Raw genomic sequence first — 19,260 nt, forward strand, 5'->3', positions numbered from 1 at the left:
GTGGCCGCAGTGACCTGGTCGGCGGTGGCGACTTCGACGCCGAGATGGTCGATGCGGGTGTCCTTACAGGCTGGATTGATATCTGCCGATGCAACCTTGCGCCCTGGATCGAAGTTCGTCAACATAGACGTATGTCGAATCAGGAACTTCGAGTGCTCGGCCAGGACGACGACGCGGACGGATGCTGCCCCGGGCTGCTGACCGCCCCACTGGACGAGGACCAGGCCGTGGAACTGGCACGGGTGTTCAAGGCGTTGGGCGATCCGGTGCGGCTGCGGCTGCTGTCGATGATCGCCTCCCGGGCCGGGGGCGAGGTGTGCGTGTGTGACCTGACCCCGGCCTTCGACCTGTCCCAGCCGACGATCTCCCACCACCTGAAGCTGCTGCGGCAGGCCGGGCTGATCGACTGCGAGCGCCGGGGCACCTGGGTGTACTACCGGCTGGTCCCCGAGATGACCGACCGCCTCGCCGGCATCCTGACCCGCCCGGCGGCCGAGCCCCTGCCCGCACCCGCCGGGTCCGCCTCGTGAGCACCGAAAACGCGCCGAACGCACCGAGCACACCAGCCGCACCAGCCACACCAGCCGCACCGACCAGACCGAACGCTCCAGTCGCGGCCCGGCTGTCGTTCACGGACCGCTACCTCGCGCTGTGGATCCTGGCCGCGATGGGCCTCGGCATCGGACTGGGCCGCCTGGTGCCCGGCCTCGGGGGCGCACTGGCGAAGGTGACCGTCTCCGGCGTCTCGCTGCCGATCGCGCTCGGCCTGCTGGTGATGATGTACCCGGTGCTCGCCAAGGTCCGCTACGACCGTCTCGACACCGTCACCCGCGACCGCCGCCTCCTCGTCCCCTCCCTGCTGCTGAACTGGATCGTCGGCCCGGCGCTGATGTTCGCCCTCGCCTGGCTCCTCCTGCCCGACCTGCCGGAGTACCGCACCGGGCTGATCATCGTCGGCCTCGCCCGCTGCATCGCCATGGTGATCATCTGGAACGACCTGGCCTGCGGCGACCGGGAGGCCGCCGCCGTCCTCGTCGCCCTCAACTCCGTCTTCCAGGTCGTCACCTTCGGCGCGCTGGGCTGGTTCTACCTGTCCGTCCTGCCCGGCTGGCTCGGCCTGGAACAGACCGCCCTCAACGTGTCGGTGTGGGAGATCGCCCGCAGCGTGCTGATCTTCCTCGGCATCCCGCTCGCCGCCGGCTACCTCACCCGCCGCCTGGGCGAGAAGGCCAAGGGCCGTACCTGGTACGAGGGCACGCTCCTCCCGCGCATCGGCCCCTTCGCCCTGTACGGACTGCTGTTCACGATCGTCATCCTGTTCGCCCTCCAGGGCGAGGCCGTCACCTCCCGGCCGTGGGACGTCGCCCGGATCGCGCTGCCCCTGCTGGTCTACTTCGCGCTCATGTGGACCGGCTCCCTGTTCCTCGGCCGCGCGGTGGGCCTGGACCACCCGCGGGCCACCACACTCGCGTTCACCGCCGCGGGCAACAACTTCGAACTGGCCATCGCCGTCGCCATCGCCACCTTCGGCGCCACCAGCGGCCAGGCCCTCGCCGGAGTCGTCGGCCCCCTCATCGAGGTGCCCGTCCTCATCGGCCTCGTCCACGTCGCCCTCGCCGCCCGCCGCCTCTTCCCGCAGCCCGCCACTCCCGGAGGTTCCGCCCGTGCCTGAGCCCAAGCCGTCCGTGCTCTTCGTCTGCGTCCACAACGCCGGACGCTCCCAGATGGCCGCCGCCTTCCTCACCCACCTCGGAGGCAGCCGGGTCGAGGTCCGTTCCGCCGGCTCCGCCCCCGCCGACACCGTGAACCCCGCCGTGGTCGAGGCCATGGCCGAGGTCGGCATCGACCTCTCCGCCGAGGTGCCGAAGGTCCTCACCGCCGAGGCCGTGCAGGCCTCCGACGTGGTGATCACCATGGGCTGCGGCGACGCCTGCCCGTACTTCCCCGGCAAGCGCTACCTCGACTGGAAGTTGGACGACCCGGCCGGCCAGGGTGTGAATGCCGTCCGCCCGATCCGCGACCAGATCGAGACCCGGATCCGCGGCCTGCTCACCGACCTCGGCATCCAGCCTCGCGCGTGAGAGCCCATCGGTAGCCCGGGGCAGCCCTACACGCCGGGCGCACCCCGACACCGGGCGTTCGGCCGCCAGCCACCAGCCACCAGCCACCGACCGCCAGCCACCAGCCACCAGCCACCGAGATCCGGACAACTCGGGCCCGCAGCCGTCCGAATTCGCCGGGACCGTCGGCGGCCGGGCGGCGGCTGCTTCTACGCTCGCGTCCACACCATGGTCCGAGGGGGGAACGCCGTGGCCCGTAGGCCCGTACGACGACGCCGGTCCACTGCCGCCCGCCGCGCACAACAGGCCCGGGACAACGCGCTGACGCTGGGCATCGCGGCGCTGGTCGCGGTCGCCGTGGTGTCGTTCGTGCTGACGTGGCTGGCCCACCACCTGCTCCTGGTCGCCGCGCTGCTGGCCGTCGGCCTGGTGGTGTGCGCCGTCGTGCTGCGCCTGCGGCAACTGGCCCGGCGGCGGGAGCTGGCTGCGCGCACGGCGCAGCTGCGGCACATCGGCCCGTTCCTGACCATGAGTCCGAAGGCGTTCGAGCACGCGCTGGCGGACCTGTGCAGGCGGGACGGGTGCACGAAGGTGACGGTGGTCGGCGGGGCCGGCGACCTCGCGGCGGACGTCCTGGCCACCACCCCGTCCGGACAGCGGCTCCTCATCCAGGCCAAGCGGTACGGGCCACGGACCTCCGTCGGCTCCCAGGACGTCCAGAAGGTCAACGGCACCTACCGCGACGTCCACCGCTGCGACCTGGCGGCCGTGGTGACGACCAGCTCGTTCACCAAGGCCGCCGCCGCGTTCTGCGCGAACGTCGGCATCCACGCCATCGACCGCCGGGCCCTGGCCCTGTGGGCCGAGGGAACCGGCAAACCCCCCTGGGCCTGACGCCTGACCGCCCGAGCCCGCACCGGCCCTGAACTTGTTGCAGAAGGCCGGAGGGCAGATCGGTGTGTGCTCTGACCTGTTGGTTCATGCGGTTCGGGCCGGGGTTGTGCATGTGAGCGCTGGCCTGCACCACACGGTGCAGGCCAGCGCCTTTCTGTCGGCAGCCTCGGGGAATCTGACTGCCAATCAGCGATCAGGGAGAGGCCGTTATTGACCGACTGACGTGTGAACGTGAGCGCTCGCCGACCGTGTCGACCTTCGATCGGTGTGCGTGCTACGTTCCGTGCCCTAACCACAAATAGGTGACCCCGGCAGCGCGCCAACGCTCCGGGGTCCGGCAACAGGAGAAGCAACTCCCAATGCGTGTCCATCGTAGCGCCCACGTGCGCGATTTCACCGTGCTGCCCAACACCATGCTCCAGTACCGGCGGCTGTCCTACACCGCTCGCGGTCTGCTCGCCGACCTCCTCTCCCGCCCGGACGGCTGGCGCGAGGACGGTCGGCACATGGCCGACACCAGCCCCCAGGGGCGCAGCGCCATCCGCAAGGCGCTCAAGGAACTGACCGAGGCGGGCTTCTACCGGGCCGAGAAGATCCGGATGCCCGAGGGCACGATCATCACCGAGACCCACGTCTACGACACCCCGCAGCCGATGCCGCCGGGTACCACCCGCCCGGCGCCCGGTGAAGCGACCACCGGCGGCGCTGACGCCCTGGTAAAGAACCCGGCGAAAGAACCCACCCACCCCTCCCCGCAGTCCCGAGAGCCCGTCACCACACCGGGGACGGAAAGGCGGGAAAGGGACTCCGAAAAGGACGCGCCGGACGAACAACTCCGCGACGCGGTCGCCACCCTGTTCCGGGTCATCCGCCCCGAACCACGCCTGCACCTGGGCGAGGCCGAAGCACGTGAACTCGCACCCCTGGTCGCCCAATGGCTCGAACGCGGCAGCACACCCACCGACCTCACCCAAGCCCTGCTGCCGGGCCTGCCCACCCCGATGCACTCGGCGGTCGCCGTGCTCCGCTACCGCCTGCAGCACAAGATGCCACCCGACCAACCCGCCGAACGACCCACAGCAACCCGCTACACCGAGTGCACCAAATGCCACGACCCAGTCCCCCACCCCGGCATCTGCCGCACATGCGCAGGCCTCGGCACACGAACGCTCGCCGTCGGTGGGGGCGAGGCGGCCACCCGCCACGGTGTGGCTTGCGCCAGGACGGCCCTGCGGGCCGCGAAGACCGCCGGCATGAACCTGGGGAGACTGGCCACTGTCGGATAGCCCTTCCCCAGCGCCGAGTTCAGGCGCGCGGCCGCAGCCCAGCGCCGGCCCCAGAACACTTCAAATGAGCGACTCGCAGTTGTTCATACCGTGCCGACGCCACCTGTGAACGTCCACCGTGCGCCGGTACCGTCCTTGTAGCAGCGCGGGCCTGCGGGGCCGGTGTGGCCACGTTTGAGGAGGAGCACACACGATGATGCGGATCTTCACCAAGACGTTCACGGACCCCCACACCCAGCAGCGCTCCCTGGCCCACCACCGCTGGATCGCCCGCGCCAACCCCGACGTACGCATCCCCCAAGTCGTCCACATCCACCCCACCGCGATCGACTTCGAGCACCTCGACGGTCACCACGGCACCCCCGACGACCTGCTGACCCTGGCCGACCTCCTCGGCCACCAGCACACCACCGCCCACACCCACGACCTGCACGCCGCCCACCTGAACACACCCCACACCAGCGCCGACCACACCAGCGCCGACGCCACGACCGCCGACGTCGCGACCGCCGAGGTCACGATCGCCGACTTCGCCGACAGCCGCCGCGAGCGCCTCCACCGGCTTCTGGCCACCGGCACCGTACCGGCCCCGCTCCTGACCCCCGGCGCGATCGACGGCTGGCTGGAGCAGGCCGCCACCATGCCCGCCGCCTTCTACAAGGACGCCAACCCGCGCAACTTCCTCATCACCGACACCACGGTCGCCGTCATCGACTTCGACTCCCTCACCCTCGCCCCCTTCGGCTACGACCTCGCCAAGATCATCGTCACCATCGCCATGACCGCCGGCCCCCTACCCGAGGACACCATCCGGCGGACCGTAGCCGCCTACAACCGCCATCCCGAGCAACGCGGTCTTCCCGGTTGCTCCTGGCGGGAGTTCGCCGCATGGTGCGAGTTCCACCACATCCTCACCACGCCCCACCACGGCACCAACGGCTACCGGTACAGCTGGCATGCGATCAGGCCGGCCTGGACCACCGACATCCTCCGGAACTCCGACAAGGAGTCCGCACCGTGATGAACACCAGCATGACGCTCCATTCGGTCTATCAACCGACAATGTGACACATCTGCGTGATGATCCGATTTCAGACGGTGATCGACGCGTTCTCGACAGTCCCACCGATCCGCTCATCACGCACGGGCCCTTGCCGCCACGCTGTACCCGCCGCCACCCCTACGGGTGCGCGAGATCAGGAGGGGACATGGCGAGGGGCACCGCCCACCAGGTCGAACTGCTACGCGCAGAAGTCGGGACGGCCCTTCAGGCCGGCCTGGAGGAGATCCGCAACCACACCGACAGCCTGCGAGCCGAACTCACCGCGACACTGGCGGTCGGCCTGAGCGAACACCGCGACGAGTTCTTCGAGGCGATCGCCAGAGAACATCAGGAGGCCAACCGCAGCCTCCACCTCCAGTTGGGCAACCTGCGCAACGAACTCAGCACTCGGCAGAGCAGCGGCCGTGCCTCCCTGGACGGCGGCCCCGCCGAGGCGCCCCTGCCCGCCGTCGACTCCCCCGAGGCCGCGGGCCAGCCGACGGAAGCCGCTCACCCGCCCGGCGGTGATGCCAGTAGCAACTCCCCCGGTACCAACGAACTCCCCGGCGCCGAGCCCCCGGCATCCGAGCAGGCCGCACAGCAGGCCACAGAGCCGGCCTCCCCCTCCGTGACCGGCGAGGCCGCGGAATCCGACAGCGAGGAGACAACCGTGTCCGAGACCACCCCTGCCGACGACGCGCCGACCGCCCCGCACGTCCTCGCCGAGGACCAGCTCAGCCAGATCGCGGCCCAGGTCGCCGCCCAGGTGGCCGCCCGACTCGCAGACCTGTACCGTCCCTCCGGCCCCACGGAGCAGGACACGAAGGTCGATCTGGAGAACACGGAAGCAGTCGCGCCGGACCAGGCCGTGACCGACGACCTCCCGAGCGGCCGCGCCGACGACGTGTCCGGTCTCATCCCGGAGCCCTTCCTCTGGGAGAACCACGTCAACACCCTTCTCAAGGCCGCAGCCGTGAAGACCGTCGCGATCTCCTGCCACCCCGAGACCTGGGACTTCCTGGCCGCCCAGGCCGAGGGCGCCGACCACTTCTCGAAGCCGGTCAACGACGGCAACGAGGACACGATCCTGTCCGGCCCCAGCACCATCGCCCTCCTCAACGCGCTCCGGGAAACCGCCTACAGCGGAGTCGGCGGCGGCATCGGCACCAGCATCGGAACGTGGGCCCTCGCCGTCACCAGCTACGAGCGCATCGCCGCCGTCATCAACAGCACCCGGCCCGCCGACGAGCAGGCCGGCACCGACCGCCTGCACCAGCCGCACATCGTCCTCGACGACCGCAGCACCAACAACTCGCCCGCCACCAACTGACCCACCGACACAGACATCAAGTCACGGGCTCACCGGGATCAACAACTGCACGAACGACGGAACGTCCCCAACCGCCTGCCCGCCGCCTGGCACCAGCCGCACCGATAGCCTGCACCAATGAAGCGGATTCAGCGGGCTGCCGGCGCGGTTGTCGGCTCGGCTGTGGGTGACGCGCTTGGAGCTCCTTTTGAGTTCGGTCCCCAAGGAGCGTTCTCTGCGCGGTTCCCCGTCCCCGGTGCCGGTGCCGAGATGTGCGGAGGTGGCGGCTGGGATCCGGGCGAGGCCACGGACGACACGCAGATGGCCGTGATGGTGGCGGAGTCACTGGTGCAGCGGGGCGGGCTGGACCTGTCGGACATCTTCGGCCGCTTCCAGCGGTGGGCGGCATCCGAACCCAAGGACATCGGCTTGCAGACCGAGGACGTCCTCACCAACGGCATGCCCTGGGATCTGGCCGCCGCGATCCACTTCCAGGTCAACCTGCGGGCAGCAGGTAATGGCTCGTTGATGCGGGCATCGACATCCGCGGTCCACTTCGCACGTGCGGGACAGGCCGCCACCATGGATGCCGCTCGGCGCATCGCCGCCCTCACCCACGGCGACCGCGCCGCCTGGGAAGGCACCGCGATCTTCCACGAACTCATACGCGTCACGCTGGAGGACAACGACGCCCTCCGCGCGCTCCCTGACGTTCTGGCGCTCATCCATCCCGATCACCGCCCGCGATACGCGACGGTCCTCGATCCTGGCTGGCACCCGGACCAGGCAACCGAGTTCAACGGCGCCGTCTGGCCCTGCCTGGGGTCAGCGGTCTGGGCTCTGCGCACCACGACGAGCTTCGAGGGCGCGCTGCGCGCGGCCGTCGACCTGGGCGGCGACACGGACACCGTCGCCGCGGTCACCGGCGGGCTTGCGGGTGCCCGTTACGGACTGGACGCGATCCCCTCCCGATGGACCGAGCCGCTGCACATCCCGCTACCGGGTTCCGGCGGACGGGTCCTGCAACTGCCCGATCTCCTTGACCTGGTGGACGGCCTCGGGGGCTGACCTCGCCCGAGAACTCGCGGCGCGCCACCGACCGGTATGACGACAGGACCGCGACCGGTCCAGCGAAAGCTCGCTGCGCGCCCGGGCGCGCGAGGCGTTGTCACAGGGGCTTGGCAGGATGCTCCCATGCTCGCCATCCGTCCTGACCAACACCGTGACGACCGGTCCGGTCCTCCCGATCTCCGGGGTGACTTCGAGGTGCACCTGACCGTGGAGCCCGGCGCCGCCGAGGCGCTGGCCGGGTGGGCCGACGGTCATGGCCTGAAGTTCACCCACATCCTGCTGGCACGCGGTGCGGCGCCCTCGCAGCCGATGCTCACCCTGCGCGCCAACGGCTCGTTGGACGAGGTCGCTGCGGCGACGTCCCGCACCACGGGCCGGCTGGTTCGGGCCGGCTTCACTGTCCTGCGGACGAAGATCGAGGCCACGCCATGGGCGGAGGGCGTTCCGGTCTCGGACGAGGACGCCGTGCCGCACGGGGCGCGCCGGTACTTCGAGCACCACGTCAAGCTGCTGCTCCCGGACCCGCATCCCACGGCCGACCCTGCCCGTCTCGCCGACCCTGCCCGCCTTGCAGACCTCGCCGAGTTGGCCGTCCGCCACGGCGCGCACCTGTCGCACAACCCGCGCCGAATACGCGACGACGGTCGGCGCGAGTGGTTCGTGACCCAGCGGTGCCGCCTGGTCGGCCTGAGCACCGCGGGCCAGCGCCTGGACGCGCTGCTCCGGGGCCTTGCCGCCGACGGTCGCGAGGTGGTGTCGGTGGAGCGCGAGTTCGTCGCCGTGGACAGCGACGAGGCCCTGGACGACGGATGGATCAGCGAGCGCGAGCAGAAGCACGGACACGAACACAGTGCCGGACCGTACGGAGAGGGAGACCCGCGATGACCGAGGACCAGCCCCAGTCGCCAGTGGCGTGGGAGGAACTGCAATACGGGCCGTGGCAGGGCGTCCGGCTTCCCCGGCAGCCGCCGCCGGAGGACGTCCGCGAGGACCGGGGCCTGCCCAGGAGCGTCCGGCCGATCGACGACGAGGCGGTGAGCCAGCAGCCGGTCTTCGACCCCGCCCTCGCCGGGTACACCCGGGCCCTGCGGCCCAGTGAACCCGCCTTCACCGACCCGCAGCTCGCCCAACGGTGGCTCGCCGCGCGGCGCGAGGCGCTGAACACCGTGCTGTCCGCCGTCGCCGGCTCGCAGTGGGCCGAGCACCTGGTCCTGCGCGGGAGCGTCCTGCTGCGGGCCTGGTACGGCGAGCAGGCACGGGAGCCGGGGGACTTGGACTTCGTGGTCCGCCCGACGGACTGGCAGCTGGAGGACGAGCGCACGGACCGCATGTTCGAGGAGCTCGCCGCCGACGCCGAACGGCTCTCGGGCGCGGTGCGGCTGCACGCGGACCAGGCGGTCAGCGACGAGATCTGGACGTACAGCCGGATTCCCGGGCGCCGGCTCGTCCTGCCGTGGTCGGCACCCGGCATCCCGGGCGGGACCGTCCAGCTGGACTTCGTCTTCACCGAACACCTGCCCGTCCCACCGCAGTCCTACCAGCTCCCCGGCGTCACCGGCCGGTTGTTCGCCGCCACGCCACAACTCTCCCTCGCGTGGAAGATCCTCTGGCTGGTCTCGGACAACCACCCGCAGGGCAAGGACCTCTACGACGCGATCCTGCTCTCGCGCACCGACGAGGTGCCCTACGACCTGCTGCGGCAGGTCTTCACCCAGTCCGACGAGAGCTGGTCGCGCTGGCCGGTCCTCCCGGAGCAGATCGCCGGACTCTACGTCGACTGGGACGAATTCGCCAAGGACTACCCGCAGTTCACCGGACCCGTGGAGGAGTACCCGGCGCAGCTGCTCGCCGGGCTCCACGCGACCTTCGCCGACCACGGCGAGTACGCACTGCGCGCCCAGTGGCTGGCCCCGCTGATCGAGGAACTGCGGGAGGTGCTCGCGCGCGAGGGCATGGCCGAGGTCCAGCAACGGATGTCCCAGCGGCACGTGCTCCCGGACAACTCCCTGGTGATCACCCGCGAACTACTCGGCGACGACCTTGACGGCAACCTCGAAGACGCCCACCGCGCCGTCGCCGCCCACCTCAGCGACAAACCGGACCGGAAGACCCGCAAGCTGGCGGAGGCCGCCGCCCGCTACGCCGCCGAGCTCGCCGAGCTCGCCGACGAGCCCCCGGCGGACGGCACCCACACCTGACACCGACCCGGGCGGGTACCCGACACGGGAAGAGGTTCCCGACCGCCGAGGAAGCCCAAGGCTCGCCGACCGACCGACCGTGGCCCGGTCGGTCGGTCAGTCAGTCGGCGAGCCGGGAAGGGGAGGTTCAGCGGGCCAGCAGCTCCCGGATCGCCTCCGCGATCTCGTCGGGAGCCTCCTCGGCCATGAAGTGCCCCGCCCGGGTCAGCCGGTGGTCGAGGTCCGGCGCCCACGCCTTCCACACCGCTGCCGCGTCATAGCCCAGTTGCGCGCCCCAGTCCTGCTGGACGACCGTCACGGGCATGGCCAGCTGCGACTCCGCGTCCAGGTCCGCTCGGTCGTGCGTGACGTCGATGCCCGCCGAGGCCCGGTAGTCCGCGACGATCGACCTCACCGCGGCCGCGCTCGCCCGCAGGTATTCGGCACGGACATCCTCGGGAACGGCGGTCGCGTCGTTGGCCCAGGAGTCGAGGAACGAGCCGAAGAACGCGTCCGCGCTGTTGGCGATCATCGCCTCCGGCAGGCCCGGCGGCTGCGCCATCAGGAAGAGGTGGTAGCCGACCGCCGCCGGGACGCCGTGCAGGACGTTCCACATGTCGAGGGTCGGCACGACGTCGAGGATGCCCAGGTGCGTGACGGTCTCAGGGTGGTCCAGCCCCGCCCGGAAGGCGACCAGGGCGCCCCGGTCGTGGCCGACGAGGGCGAAGCGCTCGTGGCCGAGGGCGGCCGCCAAGTTCACGACGTCGGCGGCCATGGTGCGCTTGGCGTACACCTCGGGGTCGGTGGCCGCCGGCTTGTCGCTGGCGCCGTAGCCCCGCAGGTCGGGGCAGATCACCGTGTGTTCGTCGGCGAGCCGCTCGGCAACGTGGCGCCACATCAGGTGGGTCTGGGGGAAACCGTGCAACAGCACGACCGGGCTCCCGCTGCCGCCGACGGCGGCAGCCAGCTCCACCCCGTCCGCACCGGGCAGGCGGACGGGGTCGAAGCCGGGAATGGTGAGCGTCATGAAGGGCCATCCTTGTCGGTCGGGGGCTGACCGGACCAGCCTGGGCGACGGCGATCAGCAACGGATCAGTACCGGTCGCCAGCACAGACCGGTCACCACGCCCCGATCAGCAGCCGATCAGTACGGTCAAGCGCAGGCGACCCCCGGCACGGAGGATGGGGGCATGCGAATCGACGTGCTCGGTGCCGTGCGAGCCTTCCGCGACGACGGCAGCCCGATCGACCTGGGCGGCCCCCGCCATCGTGAGGTGCTCGCCCGGCTCGTCGCCGCCGAGGGGCGGATGGTCACCACCGACACCCTCGTCGACGACCTGTGGACCGATCCACCGGCCCGCGCCGTGGGCGCTCTGCGTACGTTCGTCGCCGCGCTGCGCCGCGCCCTCGAACCCGACCGGCCGCCCCGCGATGCGCCGCGCGTCATCGTCACCGAAGGGCCCGGCTACGCGCTGCGCCTGCCGCGTGAGGACGTGGACGCCCACCGCTTCCAGGACACCCTGGCCCGCGCCCGGCGCCGCCCCGGCACAGTGACCAGCCCCGACACGGTGCCCAACCCCGACACGGCGGCCGACCTCAGCGCGGCACTCAAGGACTGGCGCGGCCCCGCGTACGCCGACGTGACCGGCGCCGCATGGGCGCAACGCGAGCGGACCCGGCTGGAGGAATTGCGGCTGGAGGCGGTGGAACTGCGCGCCCGCCTCCTCCTCGACTCCGGTGACTCCTATGACTCAGGTGAATCCGGTGACTCCGGTGAAGGGGCCGGTCTCGTCGCCGAACTGGGCGCCCACGTCGCCGAACACCCGTGGCGCGAGCCGGCCTGGGGGCTGCTGGCCCGCGCGCTGTACCGCGCGGGCCGCCAGGCCGACGCGCTGGCCACCCTCCGCCGCGCCCGCGCGATGCTTGTCGATCAACTCGGACTCGACCCTGGCGCCGAACTCCGGCGTCTGGAGACGGACATCCTCAACGGGGCCGCGACCCTCGAAGGCGCCCGTACCGGGTGGCGCGGCCCGGGCGTCCGGCTCGGCCCGCGCACCACCGTGGATCTGGCCCGCACCCTCGCACTGGCGGGTGGCGACGCCCTCGTCCACTCGCGACGCGACCGCCTCGCCGCCATTCAGGCTGCGGAACGCACGGGAGACCTCTCCCTGACCGCCCGGATCATCGGCGCCTACGACGTGCCCGCCATCTGGAGCCGGGCCGACGACCCCGAGCAGTCCCGCGCAGTCGTCGCGGCTGCCGAGCGCACGCTCACCGCGCTCGGCACCGGCGGCACCGGCGGCACCGGCAGCACCGACGGCCCCGCCGACCTGTCGGCCCGCCTCCTGGCCACGGTCGCCGTCGAGAGCCGCAGCGCCGACCTGTCCGCGGCCGAGCTGGGCCGCGCGCGGCAGGCGGCCCAACAGGCGGAGGCGCTGGCGCGGGGCCTGGCCGATCCCGCCCTGCTGGTCTTCGCCCTCAACGGGGTGTTCCTGCAGTCCTTCGCCCGCCCCGGGCTCGCGGCGGTACGGGACGGGATCGGCGCCGAGATCCTCGATCTGGCCGCCCGGCACGAGCTGCCGAACTTCGCCGTACTCGGCCGACTCGTCCGCCTCCAGTCCGCCTCGGCCCTCGGAGACCTCGACGCCGCGGCCTCGCACGCCGAGGCCGCCGAGCGGCTCGCCGCCACCACCGAGGCGCCCCTCGTCCCCGTCCTCACCGGGTGGTTCCGGGCCCAGGCCACGGCCTCCCGCAGCACCGAACCGGGCGGGCCGACCGCCGCCACGGCCGCAGCGCACTACCGGGCCGCCGAGAACGCCCTCCAGCAGGCCGGAATGCCGGGGTTGCACCGCGGCCTGTTCGCGCTCGCGCTCCTCGGGCTGCGCCTGCTGCACGACCGGCCCGCGCCCACCGACCCGCACCTCGACTGGGGCCCGTACCGGCCTTGGGCGCGCCCCCTCGTGCTGCTCGCCCAGGAGCGGGTCGAGGAGGCCCGTACCGCCCTCGCCGCGGTGCCCGAACCGGCGCGTGACCACATGCAGGAGGCCATGTGGTGCCTGACCGCCCGCGCCGCCGTACGCCTCGGCGAGCCCGGAATCGCCGCACGCGCCGGGGCTTCCCTGCGCGGTGCCCGTGCGGAACATGCCGGCGCCGCCAGTGGAATGCTGACGCTGGGCCCGGTGGCGCGGTACCTGGCGGAGGCGGAGGCATGCGCCGGAGCGGGGTAGGCGGTGCCGCCCGGGTACCCGGCGCCCCCGGCCGGCACCTCACCGTCTACCGGGCCGAACCCGCTCCCGCTCCCGCTCCCGCTCCTGCCCGGCCTACCCCGCGGTCCTGATCACGCACAGGCGGCGGGTGGCACGGGTGAGGGCGACGTACAGGTCGCGTTCGCCGGCCGGGCGGGCGGCGGTGATCTGGTCGGGGTCGACGACGAGGACGGCGTCGAACTCCAGGCCGCGCGCCTCGGAGGCGGGGACGAGGCGGACGTGTCCGGGCAGGCCGGCGGCCTCCAGCTCCGGCAGGCGGGCGTCTGCGCAGACCACGGCGAGGAGGTCGCCGGGGTGGGCGGCCGTCTGGGCGCGCAGTTCGGCCAGGACGGCGGCGGCGAGGCCGTGGGCCGGGGCGGTGAGGGTGCGCGGGGGTTCGCCGTGGCGGATGGCGCGGGCGCGGGCCTGGCCGGGGGCGATGCGGGCGAGCAGGTCGGTGGTGGTGGCGAGGATCTCCTGCGTGGTGCGGTAGCTGACGGTCAGGGTGTGCAGGTCGAAGCGGCTCCCGGTGTGCGGGTGGAGGGCCTCGTGCCAGTCGCGGGCCTGGGCGGCGGGGCCGGCCTGGGCGAAGTCGCCGACGACGGTCATCGAGCGGGTGGGGCAGCGGCGCAGCACGGCGCGCCACTGCATCGCGGTGAGTTCCTGGGCCTCGTCGACGACGACGTGGCCCCAACTGCGCTGCGGGGGACCGTCGAGCAGGGCGGCGGCCTCGTCCAGCAGCGGAAGGTCGGCGTCGGTCCACGGGGCGTCAGGGGCGCGCAGCAGGCGGGCGCGCTGGTCGTCGGAGAGGTGGGGCAGGTGGGCGGCGAGGGCGGCGGGGTCGGTGAGCAGGGCGCGGACGGCGTCGTGCGGGGTGAGGGCGGGCCAGTGGGTGTCGAGGACGCGGTCGAGGTGCGGGTCGTCCAGCAGGGCCGCGCGGACGGCCTCGGCGTCGAAGGTGCCGTCGGTTCCCGCGGTGCCGCCAGCACCCGCGGCATCGTCGCTACCCACGGCCTCGTGGGCACGTGAGCCGTCGAGACCGAGCCGGCGCAGATCGGCGGCGGCGACGCGGTCGAGGTTGAGGCCGGTGAGCTGGGCGACCTCGGCGTCGAGCTGGTCGAGGGTGTCGGCGGTGTCGCGTTCGAGGGCGCGGGTGAGGGCGTCGGCCAGCAGGTCCTTGAACAGGTCGCGGGCGCGGTTGTGGGCGAGGCCGTCGGCGGTGGCGGCGCGGGCGGCAACGGCGAGGTCGGACTGCGGCAGGTGCACCTCCTCCTGGCCGACCCGTATGGCCAGGCCGTCCGCCGCCGGGGCCTGGTGGGCGCGGACCACGGCGGCCAGGGCGTCGGCGAGGGCGGGGTCACCCTTGAGGCGGGCGGTCTGCGGTTCCTCGGGCGCCGCCGGGCCGGGGGTGGCGGGGGCGAGGTCGGCGCAGGTCGCCAGGGCGACGTCGTTCTCGCCGAGCGAGGGCAGCACCTGACAGATGTAGTCCAGGAAGCGGGCGTTGGGGCCCAGGACGAGGACGCCGCGTTCGGCGGCGCGCGGGAAGGCGTACAGCACGTACGCGGCGCGGTGCAGGGCCACCACCGTCTTTCCGGTGCCGGGGCCGCCCTGCACCACCGTCACCCCCCGGTGGCGGGAGCGGACGATCGCGTCCTGCTCGGCCTGGAGGGTGGCGACCGCGGCGCCCATGCGTCCGGTGCGCCGGGCCGACAGGGCCTCCAGCAGCGGGCCGTCGCCGATCACGTCCTCGCGGGTGGGGTCGGAGCCGTCCAGCAGTTCGTCGCTGACGGCGGCGACGGTGCGGCCGTCCAGACGCAGGTGGCGCCGGCGCCGCAGGCCCATCGGGTGGACGGGCGTGGCCTCGTAGAAGGGCCTGGCGGCCTCGGCCCGCCAGTCCACCAGCAGCGGCAGTTCGTCCGCCTCGGTGTGCAGGCCCAGGCGCCCGATCCGCAGCGCGGTGCCGTCGGCGGTGTCGAGGCGGCCGAACACCAGCCCGTGGCCGGCGCCTTCCAGGCGGCGCACCTCCCCGGCCCACCGCGCGGCCTCCACGTCCCGCTCGTACACGGCCCCGGCGCCGTCGGCGGGCGCGGCGAGGGTACGGGCCAGTTCGGCGCGCGCCTGCTCCAGACGCCGGTCGTACTCGGCGCACACGGCCCCCACCTGCACGTTTTCCGCCTGCACCTGGCACTCGGCACGGTCATCGCTGTACGGCACGACGGGCCTCCTCTCTGGTTCGGGCCGTCACTATGCGGGGGCGGGCGGGGGAAAGTAAAAGTTGACGAACGCGCCGCCGTTGCGCCCTCGGCGCCTAACTTCCCCAACTCTCAACCCACACACCACATCTGATGTAACGCCAGATAGTCGCGCACGGGTGGCCGCTGAGCACGTCGGGGCCGCAGGGTGAGCGGCTGGCGACGGCGTACGACGGAACCGGCACGCCATGGGACGCCCCTATAGCGCCTAGCGACGCGCGAGCAGTGGGCGCGCCTGGACGCGGGGCCGGGCCAGGACACCACCACTCCCCCGCTTGGGCGCGACGGCCAACCCGACGACATCGCCGACGCGGTGCTGTTCCTCCTGTCCGGCCGGGCGAGTTGGCCGGCTGGTTGGCTGGCTGGTTGGCTGGCTGGCTGGCTGACGGGGAGCAATCTCGTCGTGGACGGCGGCGAGTTCCCCAGGGGCTGACGGCAACGCACCGCGGCCCCGGCTGGTGGCCTGGTTCGACCGGCCCGGCTACCTTGATCACATCGGCGGCCGGCAGCAGGGCATCCGATGCCGACCAGGTCGGCAGACCCGGAAGAATCCAGATCCGAGACACCGAGGAACCAGAGATGCGCACCCTGATCAGCACCGCCTTCATCTCGCTCGACGGCGTTGTGGAAGGCCCGGGCGGGGAGCCCGGTTACCGGAACTCCGGCTGGACCTTCAAGGACATCGAGTTCCTTCCCGAGGCCTTCGAGATCAAGGGGCGGGAGCAGCAGGAGGCCACCGCGATGCTGCTGGGCCGGGTCAGCTACGAGGCCTTCAGCTCGGTGTGGCCCGACATGGCGGACTTCGCCGACTACAAGGTGATGCCGAAGTACGTCGTCTCCACCACCCTCACCGAGGACGACCTGGTGTCGAACTGGGGCGAGACCACGATCCTGCGCTCACTCGACGAGGTTGCCGCGCTGAAGCGGACCGAGGGCGGCCCGATCATCGTGCACGGCAGTGCGACCCTGAACCAGGCCCTCTCCGACGCCGGTCTGGTCGACCGCTACCACCTGCTCGTCTTCCCGCTCCTGCTCGGCGCGGGCAAGCGCCTGTTCAGCACCACCGACAAGGACACCCAGAAGCTGACGCTCGTCGAGCACGAGGTCTACCCCAACGGTCTGCAGAAGCAGGTCTTCGACGTCGTCCGCTGACGTTCCCCGCAGACCCGGTAAGCCCCCGCGCCGACCACCGCGCGGCGCCGGCCCCGCCGCAGGGGCCACGTCCCGCCGTTGCGAGCCGTCGGCGCGGGGGCTACAGGTCCGCGAGCCAGGGATGCCCGGGGTGGACGCAGGCGAGCAGCTCGGCCAGGGTCTCGCGCTGCGCCGGGGTCATCAGCGGGACGGTCGTGTCGAAGTCCGCCTGGTCCTTCCGGCGGAGGTGCTTGGCCTTGAACAGCAGGACCAGCTCGGGCGCCAGGTACGGGATGCCATCTGCCGTGTGGCGGATGATGTCGCTGTAGGGAAAGCGGATCCTCTCATCGCGCCGGCAGATCCAGACGTCCCGGTCGTGCGGCTCGCGGAACACATCGAGCAGGTAGTCACCGGTGGCCGGATCGCGCAGCCAGGTCTGATGGGTGGCGGCCAGCACCCCCGGTGCGGCGTCCTCCCAGATCCGGCCGCTGCCCACCGCGTCGAAGACGTACCCGGGGAAGCGGCTGCGGACCTCGGGAAAGCTCGCGGCCGGAATCGCGATCTCGATGTCCCCGTGCGCACGCGCCTGCCCGCCCCGGAAGAGGTCCAACGCCCACCCCGCAGCCACACACCACGGCGTGCCGACCCCCGCCAACCGCCGCGCGACCTCCTCCGGCGTCCAGCACGACGACCACCTGTCGTCGAGGGCCGCAATCTCGTCGGCCGACAGCTCGACCCCACCGCCGGGCAGTTGCTCACTCACGCCAGGAATCTACCAACAGCCCTGCAGCGCCGTGGCCGAGATCGGTACGCCCGGGCGACGACTCAGGGGACGGCCTCCACGGACTCGCCCGGCGGGTGGTGCAACCGGTGCAGGCCCGCGTAGACGGAGCTGCGGAGGAGGAGCTCGGTGTGGGTACCGTGGGCGACGATCCGGCCCTGGTCGAGCAGGACGATCTGGTCGGCGTCGCGGACGGTCAGCAGGTTGTGCGAAATGATGATCGTCGTGCGATCGGCCATGAGCAGACGCAGCGGGCCCATGATCCGTTGGCTCGACTCCGCGTCCAGGGCCGTGGTGGGCTCGTCGAGGATGAGGACGGGGGCGTCCCGGACCATCGCGCGGGCGATCGCGAGGCGCTGGCGCTGGCCGCCGGAGAGCAGGCGACCGCGCTGGCCGACCAGGGTGTCGTAGCCGTCCGGGAGCCGGGTGATGAACTCGTGGGCGTCCGCCGCCCGGGCCGCCGCCAGGATCTCGGCCTCACTCGCCTCGGGGCGCCCGTAGGCGATGTTCTCCCGGACGGTGCCGTGGAAGACCAGGGTCTCCTGGAGCACCACCGCGACGTTCTCGCGCAGGTCGGTGAGGGCGAGGTCCCGCAGGTCGAGGCCGTCGAGCCGTACCGCGCCGTCGTCCGGGTCGTAGAAGCGCAGCAGCAGCTTGGCGACGGTGGACTTGCCCGCACCGCTGGCGCCGACCAGGGCCAGCGTCGCCCCCGGTGCCACCTCGAAGGACACCCCCGACAGCGCGGGCGCCTCCACCTCCGGGTAACGGAAGGTGACGTCGTCGAACTCGATGCCGCCCCGGGCGCGACCGAGCGGCCGGGGGGTGACGGGATCGGTCACCTGTGGACGCTGGTCGAGCAGTTCGATGATCCGCTCAGCGGCGGCGGAGGCCGCGTAGAAGGTGTTGCCGAGTCCGGACATGCTCTGGATCGGGCCGTAGAGCCTGCTCAGCAGGGTGAGGAAGACGATGAGGCCACCGAAGGTGAGCCGACCGTGCACGAGTTCCCAGGCCCCGAGGCCCATGACCACCAGGCCGCCGAGCAGTTCGACGAAGTCGACCGCCGGCCCGTAGAGCGCTCCGATCCTGGTCGAGGCCATCGCCGCGTGGTACCGGCCGATGCTCTCGCGCTGGAATCGGGCGTGCTCCCAGCCCTGGCGGTTGTACGCCTGGACGAGCGCGATGTTGCCGAGCGTCTCCTCGGCGACCGCGCTGATCGAGCCGCTGCGCTGGCGGCGTTCGCGCGAGGCCGCCCGGATCAGCTTGGCGAAGCGGCGGGCGGTGAGGAAGAACAGCGGCGCGGCGACCAACGCGACCAGGGTCAGCTCCCAGCGCAGCACCAGCAGCAGGCCGACGTAGATGCCGAGCCGCGCCACCTGGCCGAGCGCGTTGACGATGCCGGAGAGCAGGAAGGTCTCGACCGCGTCCACGTCGCCGGTCACCCGGGACAGCACGTCGCCGAGCCGCCGGCGCTCGAAGAAGCCCAGTGACAGGCCCTGGATGTGCCGGAACACGTCCGACCGCAGGATGAGCAGGAAGCGTTCGCTGACCCAGGTGGAGATCACCCGGCGGGCGAAGCCCAGTACTCCGGAGAGCAGGGTCAGCCCTACATAGGCGAGGGCGATCGGCAGGAACAGGTTCAGCCGGTGCGGAATGAGCATGTCGTCGATGACGATCTTGAACAGCCAGATCTCCATCGCCTCGATCGCCGGGCCCACCGCGACCAGGGCCAGCAGCACCACCAGCCATCGGCGGCCGCCCTTGGTGTAGGGCCAGAACCGCCGGAAGATCGCCTGGAGCGGGACCGGCGGTGCCGCGGCGACCACATCGGAGGTCTCGGCGACCGTGAGCAAGCGTCGCAGAGCCGACCGAAGCCTGTGTTTCCTCGTCATCTCACGGTCTTCTCGCTCGTCCCCGAGCCCAGATCACTTCCGGATTGAGAGGAACTCCCGATCAAAGAGGCCCTGCTCCGGAAATGGAAGGTCTCCACACGCACGGCCGGCGCGGGCCCGCAC

Annotated in this window: 16 protein-coding genes and 1 pseudogene; 13 read left to right on the top strand and 4 right to left on the bottom strand. The window is 72.0% G+C overall.

The features are described 5' to 3' along the window. Window positions 1–131 precede the first annotated feature (131 nt). From ACFWPI_RS07795 to ACFWPI_RS07840, 10 genes are all read left to right on the top strand, one after another. Window positions 132–530 (top strand): ArsR/SmtB family transcription factor, encoded by a 399-nt coding sequence (locus tag ACFWPI_RS07795; RefSeq protein WP_380370889.1) that lies wholly within the window; start codon window positions 132–134, stop codon window positions 528–530. Between the two features lie 137 nt (window positions 531–667). Continuing rightward, the gene (gene arsB, locus ACFWPI_RS07800) at window positions 668–1,672 is read left to right on the top strand and encodes an ACR3 family arsenite efflux transporter (protein WP_380371000.1); all 1,005 of its coding nucleotides are present in this window, start codon (window positions 668–670) and stop codon (window positions 1,670–1,672) included. Between the two features lie 52 nt (window positions 1,673–1,724). Next, entirely contained in the window at window positions 1,725–2,081 is a 357-nt protein-coding gene (locus ACFWPI_RS07805) for an arsenate reductase ArsC (RefSeq protein WP_380371003.1), read from the top strand. A gap of 228 nt (window positions 2,082–2,309) precedes the next feature. Next, on the top strand, window positions 2,310–2,954 hold the full coding sequence (locus ACFWPI_RS07810) for a restriction endonuclease (protein WP_244293826.1): 645 nt from the start codon (window positions 2,310–2,312) through the stop codon (window positions 2,952–2,954). Between the two features lie 359 nt (window positions 2,955–3,313). Then, the gene (locus tag ACFWPI_RS07815) at window positions 3,314–4,240 is read left to right on the top strand and encodes a hypothetical protein (RefSeq protein WP_380370893.1); all 927 of its coding nucleotides are present in this window, start codon (window positions 3,314–3,316) and stop codon (window positions 4,238–4,240) included. A 193-nt stretch (window positions 4,241–4,433) separates the two neighbouring features. Then, window positions 4,434–5,261, top strand: a complete 828-nt coding sequence (locus tag ACFWPI_RS07820; RefSeq protein WP_380370896.1) for a phosphotransferase — start codon at window positions 4,434–4,436, stop codon at window positions 5,259–5,261. A gap of 187 nt (window positions 5,262–5,448) precedes the next feature. After that, a complete protein-coding gene (locus ACFWPI_RS07825) occupies window positions 5,449–6,612 on the top strand; it encodes a hypothetical protein (protein WP_380370898.1) in 1,164 nt (387 codons plus the stop codon). A 117-nt stretch (window positions 6,613–6,729) separates the two neighbouring features. Next, window positions 6,730–7,659 (top strand): ADP-ribosylglycohydrolase family protein, encoded by a 930-nt coding sequence (locus tag ACFWPI_RS07830; RefSeq protein WP_380370901.1) that lies wholly within the window; start codon window positions 6,730–6,732, stop codon window positions 7,657–7,659. A 198-nt stretch (window positions 7,660–7,857) separates the two neighbouring features. Then, entirely contained in the window at window positions 7,858–8,547 is a 690-nt protein-coding gene (locus ACFWPI_RS07835) for a hypothetical protein (protein ID WP_380370903.1), read from the top strand. Beyond that, window positions 8,544–9,860, top strand: a complete 1,317-nt coding sequence (locus ACFWPI_RS07840; RefSeq protein WP_380370906.1) for a nucleotidyl transferase AbiEii/AbiGii toxin family protein — start codon at window positions 8,544–8,546, stop codon at window positions 9,858–9,860. Before ACFWPI_RS07835 ends, ACFWPI_RS07840 begins: the two co-directional genes overlap by 4 nt. 127 nt (window positions 9,861–9,987) lie before the next feature. On the opposite strand, the gene ACFWPI_RS07845 is transcribed toward ACFWPI_RS07840, so the two are convergent. Next, window positions 9,988–10,866 (bottom strand): alpha/beta fold hydrolase, encoded by an 879-nt coding sequence (locus tag ACFWPI_RS07845; protein ID WP_380370909.1) that lies wholly within the window; start codon window positions 10,864–10,866, stop codon window positions 9,988–9,990. Window positions 10,867–11,029: 163 nt separating this feature from the next. Here ACFWPI_RS07845 and ACFWPI_RS07850 point away from each other — a divergent pair, with 163 nt between their 5' ends. Beyond that, window positions 11,030–13,066 (top strand): BTAD domain-containing putative transcriptional regulator, encoded by a 2,037-nt coding sequence (locus ACFWPI_RS07850; RefSeq protein WP_380370912.1) that lies wholly within the window; start codon window positions 11,030–11,032, stop codon window positions 13,064–13,066. A 93-nt stretch (window positions 13,067–13,159) separates the two neighbouring features. On the opposite strand, the gene ACFWPI_RS07855 is transcribed toward ACFWPI_RS07850, so the two are convergent. Then, window positions 13,160–15,298, bottom strand: a complete 2,139-nt coding sequence (locus ACFWPI_RS07855) for a HelD family protein (RefSeq protein WP_380370914.1) — start codon at window positions 15,296–15,298, stop codon at window positions 13,160–13,162. 249 nt (window positions 15,299–15,547) lie between these two features. Here ACFWPI_RS07855 and ACFWPI_RS07860 point away from each other — a divergent pair. Together ACFWPI_RS07860 and ACFWPI_RS07865 are read left to right on the top strand one after the other, a co-directional pair. Beyond that, a pseudogene (locus ACFWPI_RS07860) lies at window positions 15,548–15,769 on the top strand (hypothetical protein); the annotation flags it as partial. 146 nt (window positions 15,770–15,915) lie between these two features. After that, the gene (locus ACFWPI_RS07865; protein ID WP_331744967.1) at window positions 15,916–16,488 is read left to right on the top strand and encodes a dihydrofolate reductase family protein; all 573 of its coding nucleotides are present in this window, start codon (window positions 15,916–15,918) and stop codon (window positions 16,486–16,488) included. Window positions 16,489–16,588: 100 nt separating this feature from the next. Here ACFWPI_RS07865 and ACFWPI_RS07870 read toward each other — a convergent pair whose 3' ends face one another. Further along, window positions 16,589–17,230 carry a nucleotidyltransferase domain-containing protein gene (locus ACFWPI_RS07870; RefSeq protein WP_380370917.1) on the bottom strand — a complete coding sequence of 214 codons (642 nt, stop codon included), beginning with the start codon at window positions 17,228–17,230 and terminating at the stop codon, window positions 16,589–16,591. Window positions 17,231–17,292: 62 nt separating this feature from the next. After that, entirely contained in the window at window positions 17,293–19,098 is a 1,806-nt protein-coding gene (locus tag ACFWPI_RS07875; protein WP_380370920.1) for an ABC transporter ATP-binding protein, read from the bottom strand. Between the last annotated feature and the right edge of the window lie 162 nt (window positions 19,099–19,260).

It is taken from the genome of Kitasatospora sp. NPDC058492 (assembly GCF_042720685.1).
Lineage (GTDB): Bacteria > Actinomycetota > Actinomycetes > Streptomycetales > Streptomycetaceae > Kitasatospora.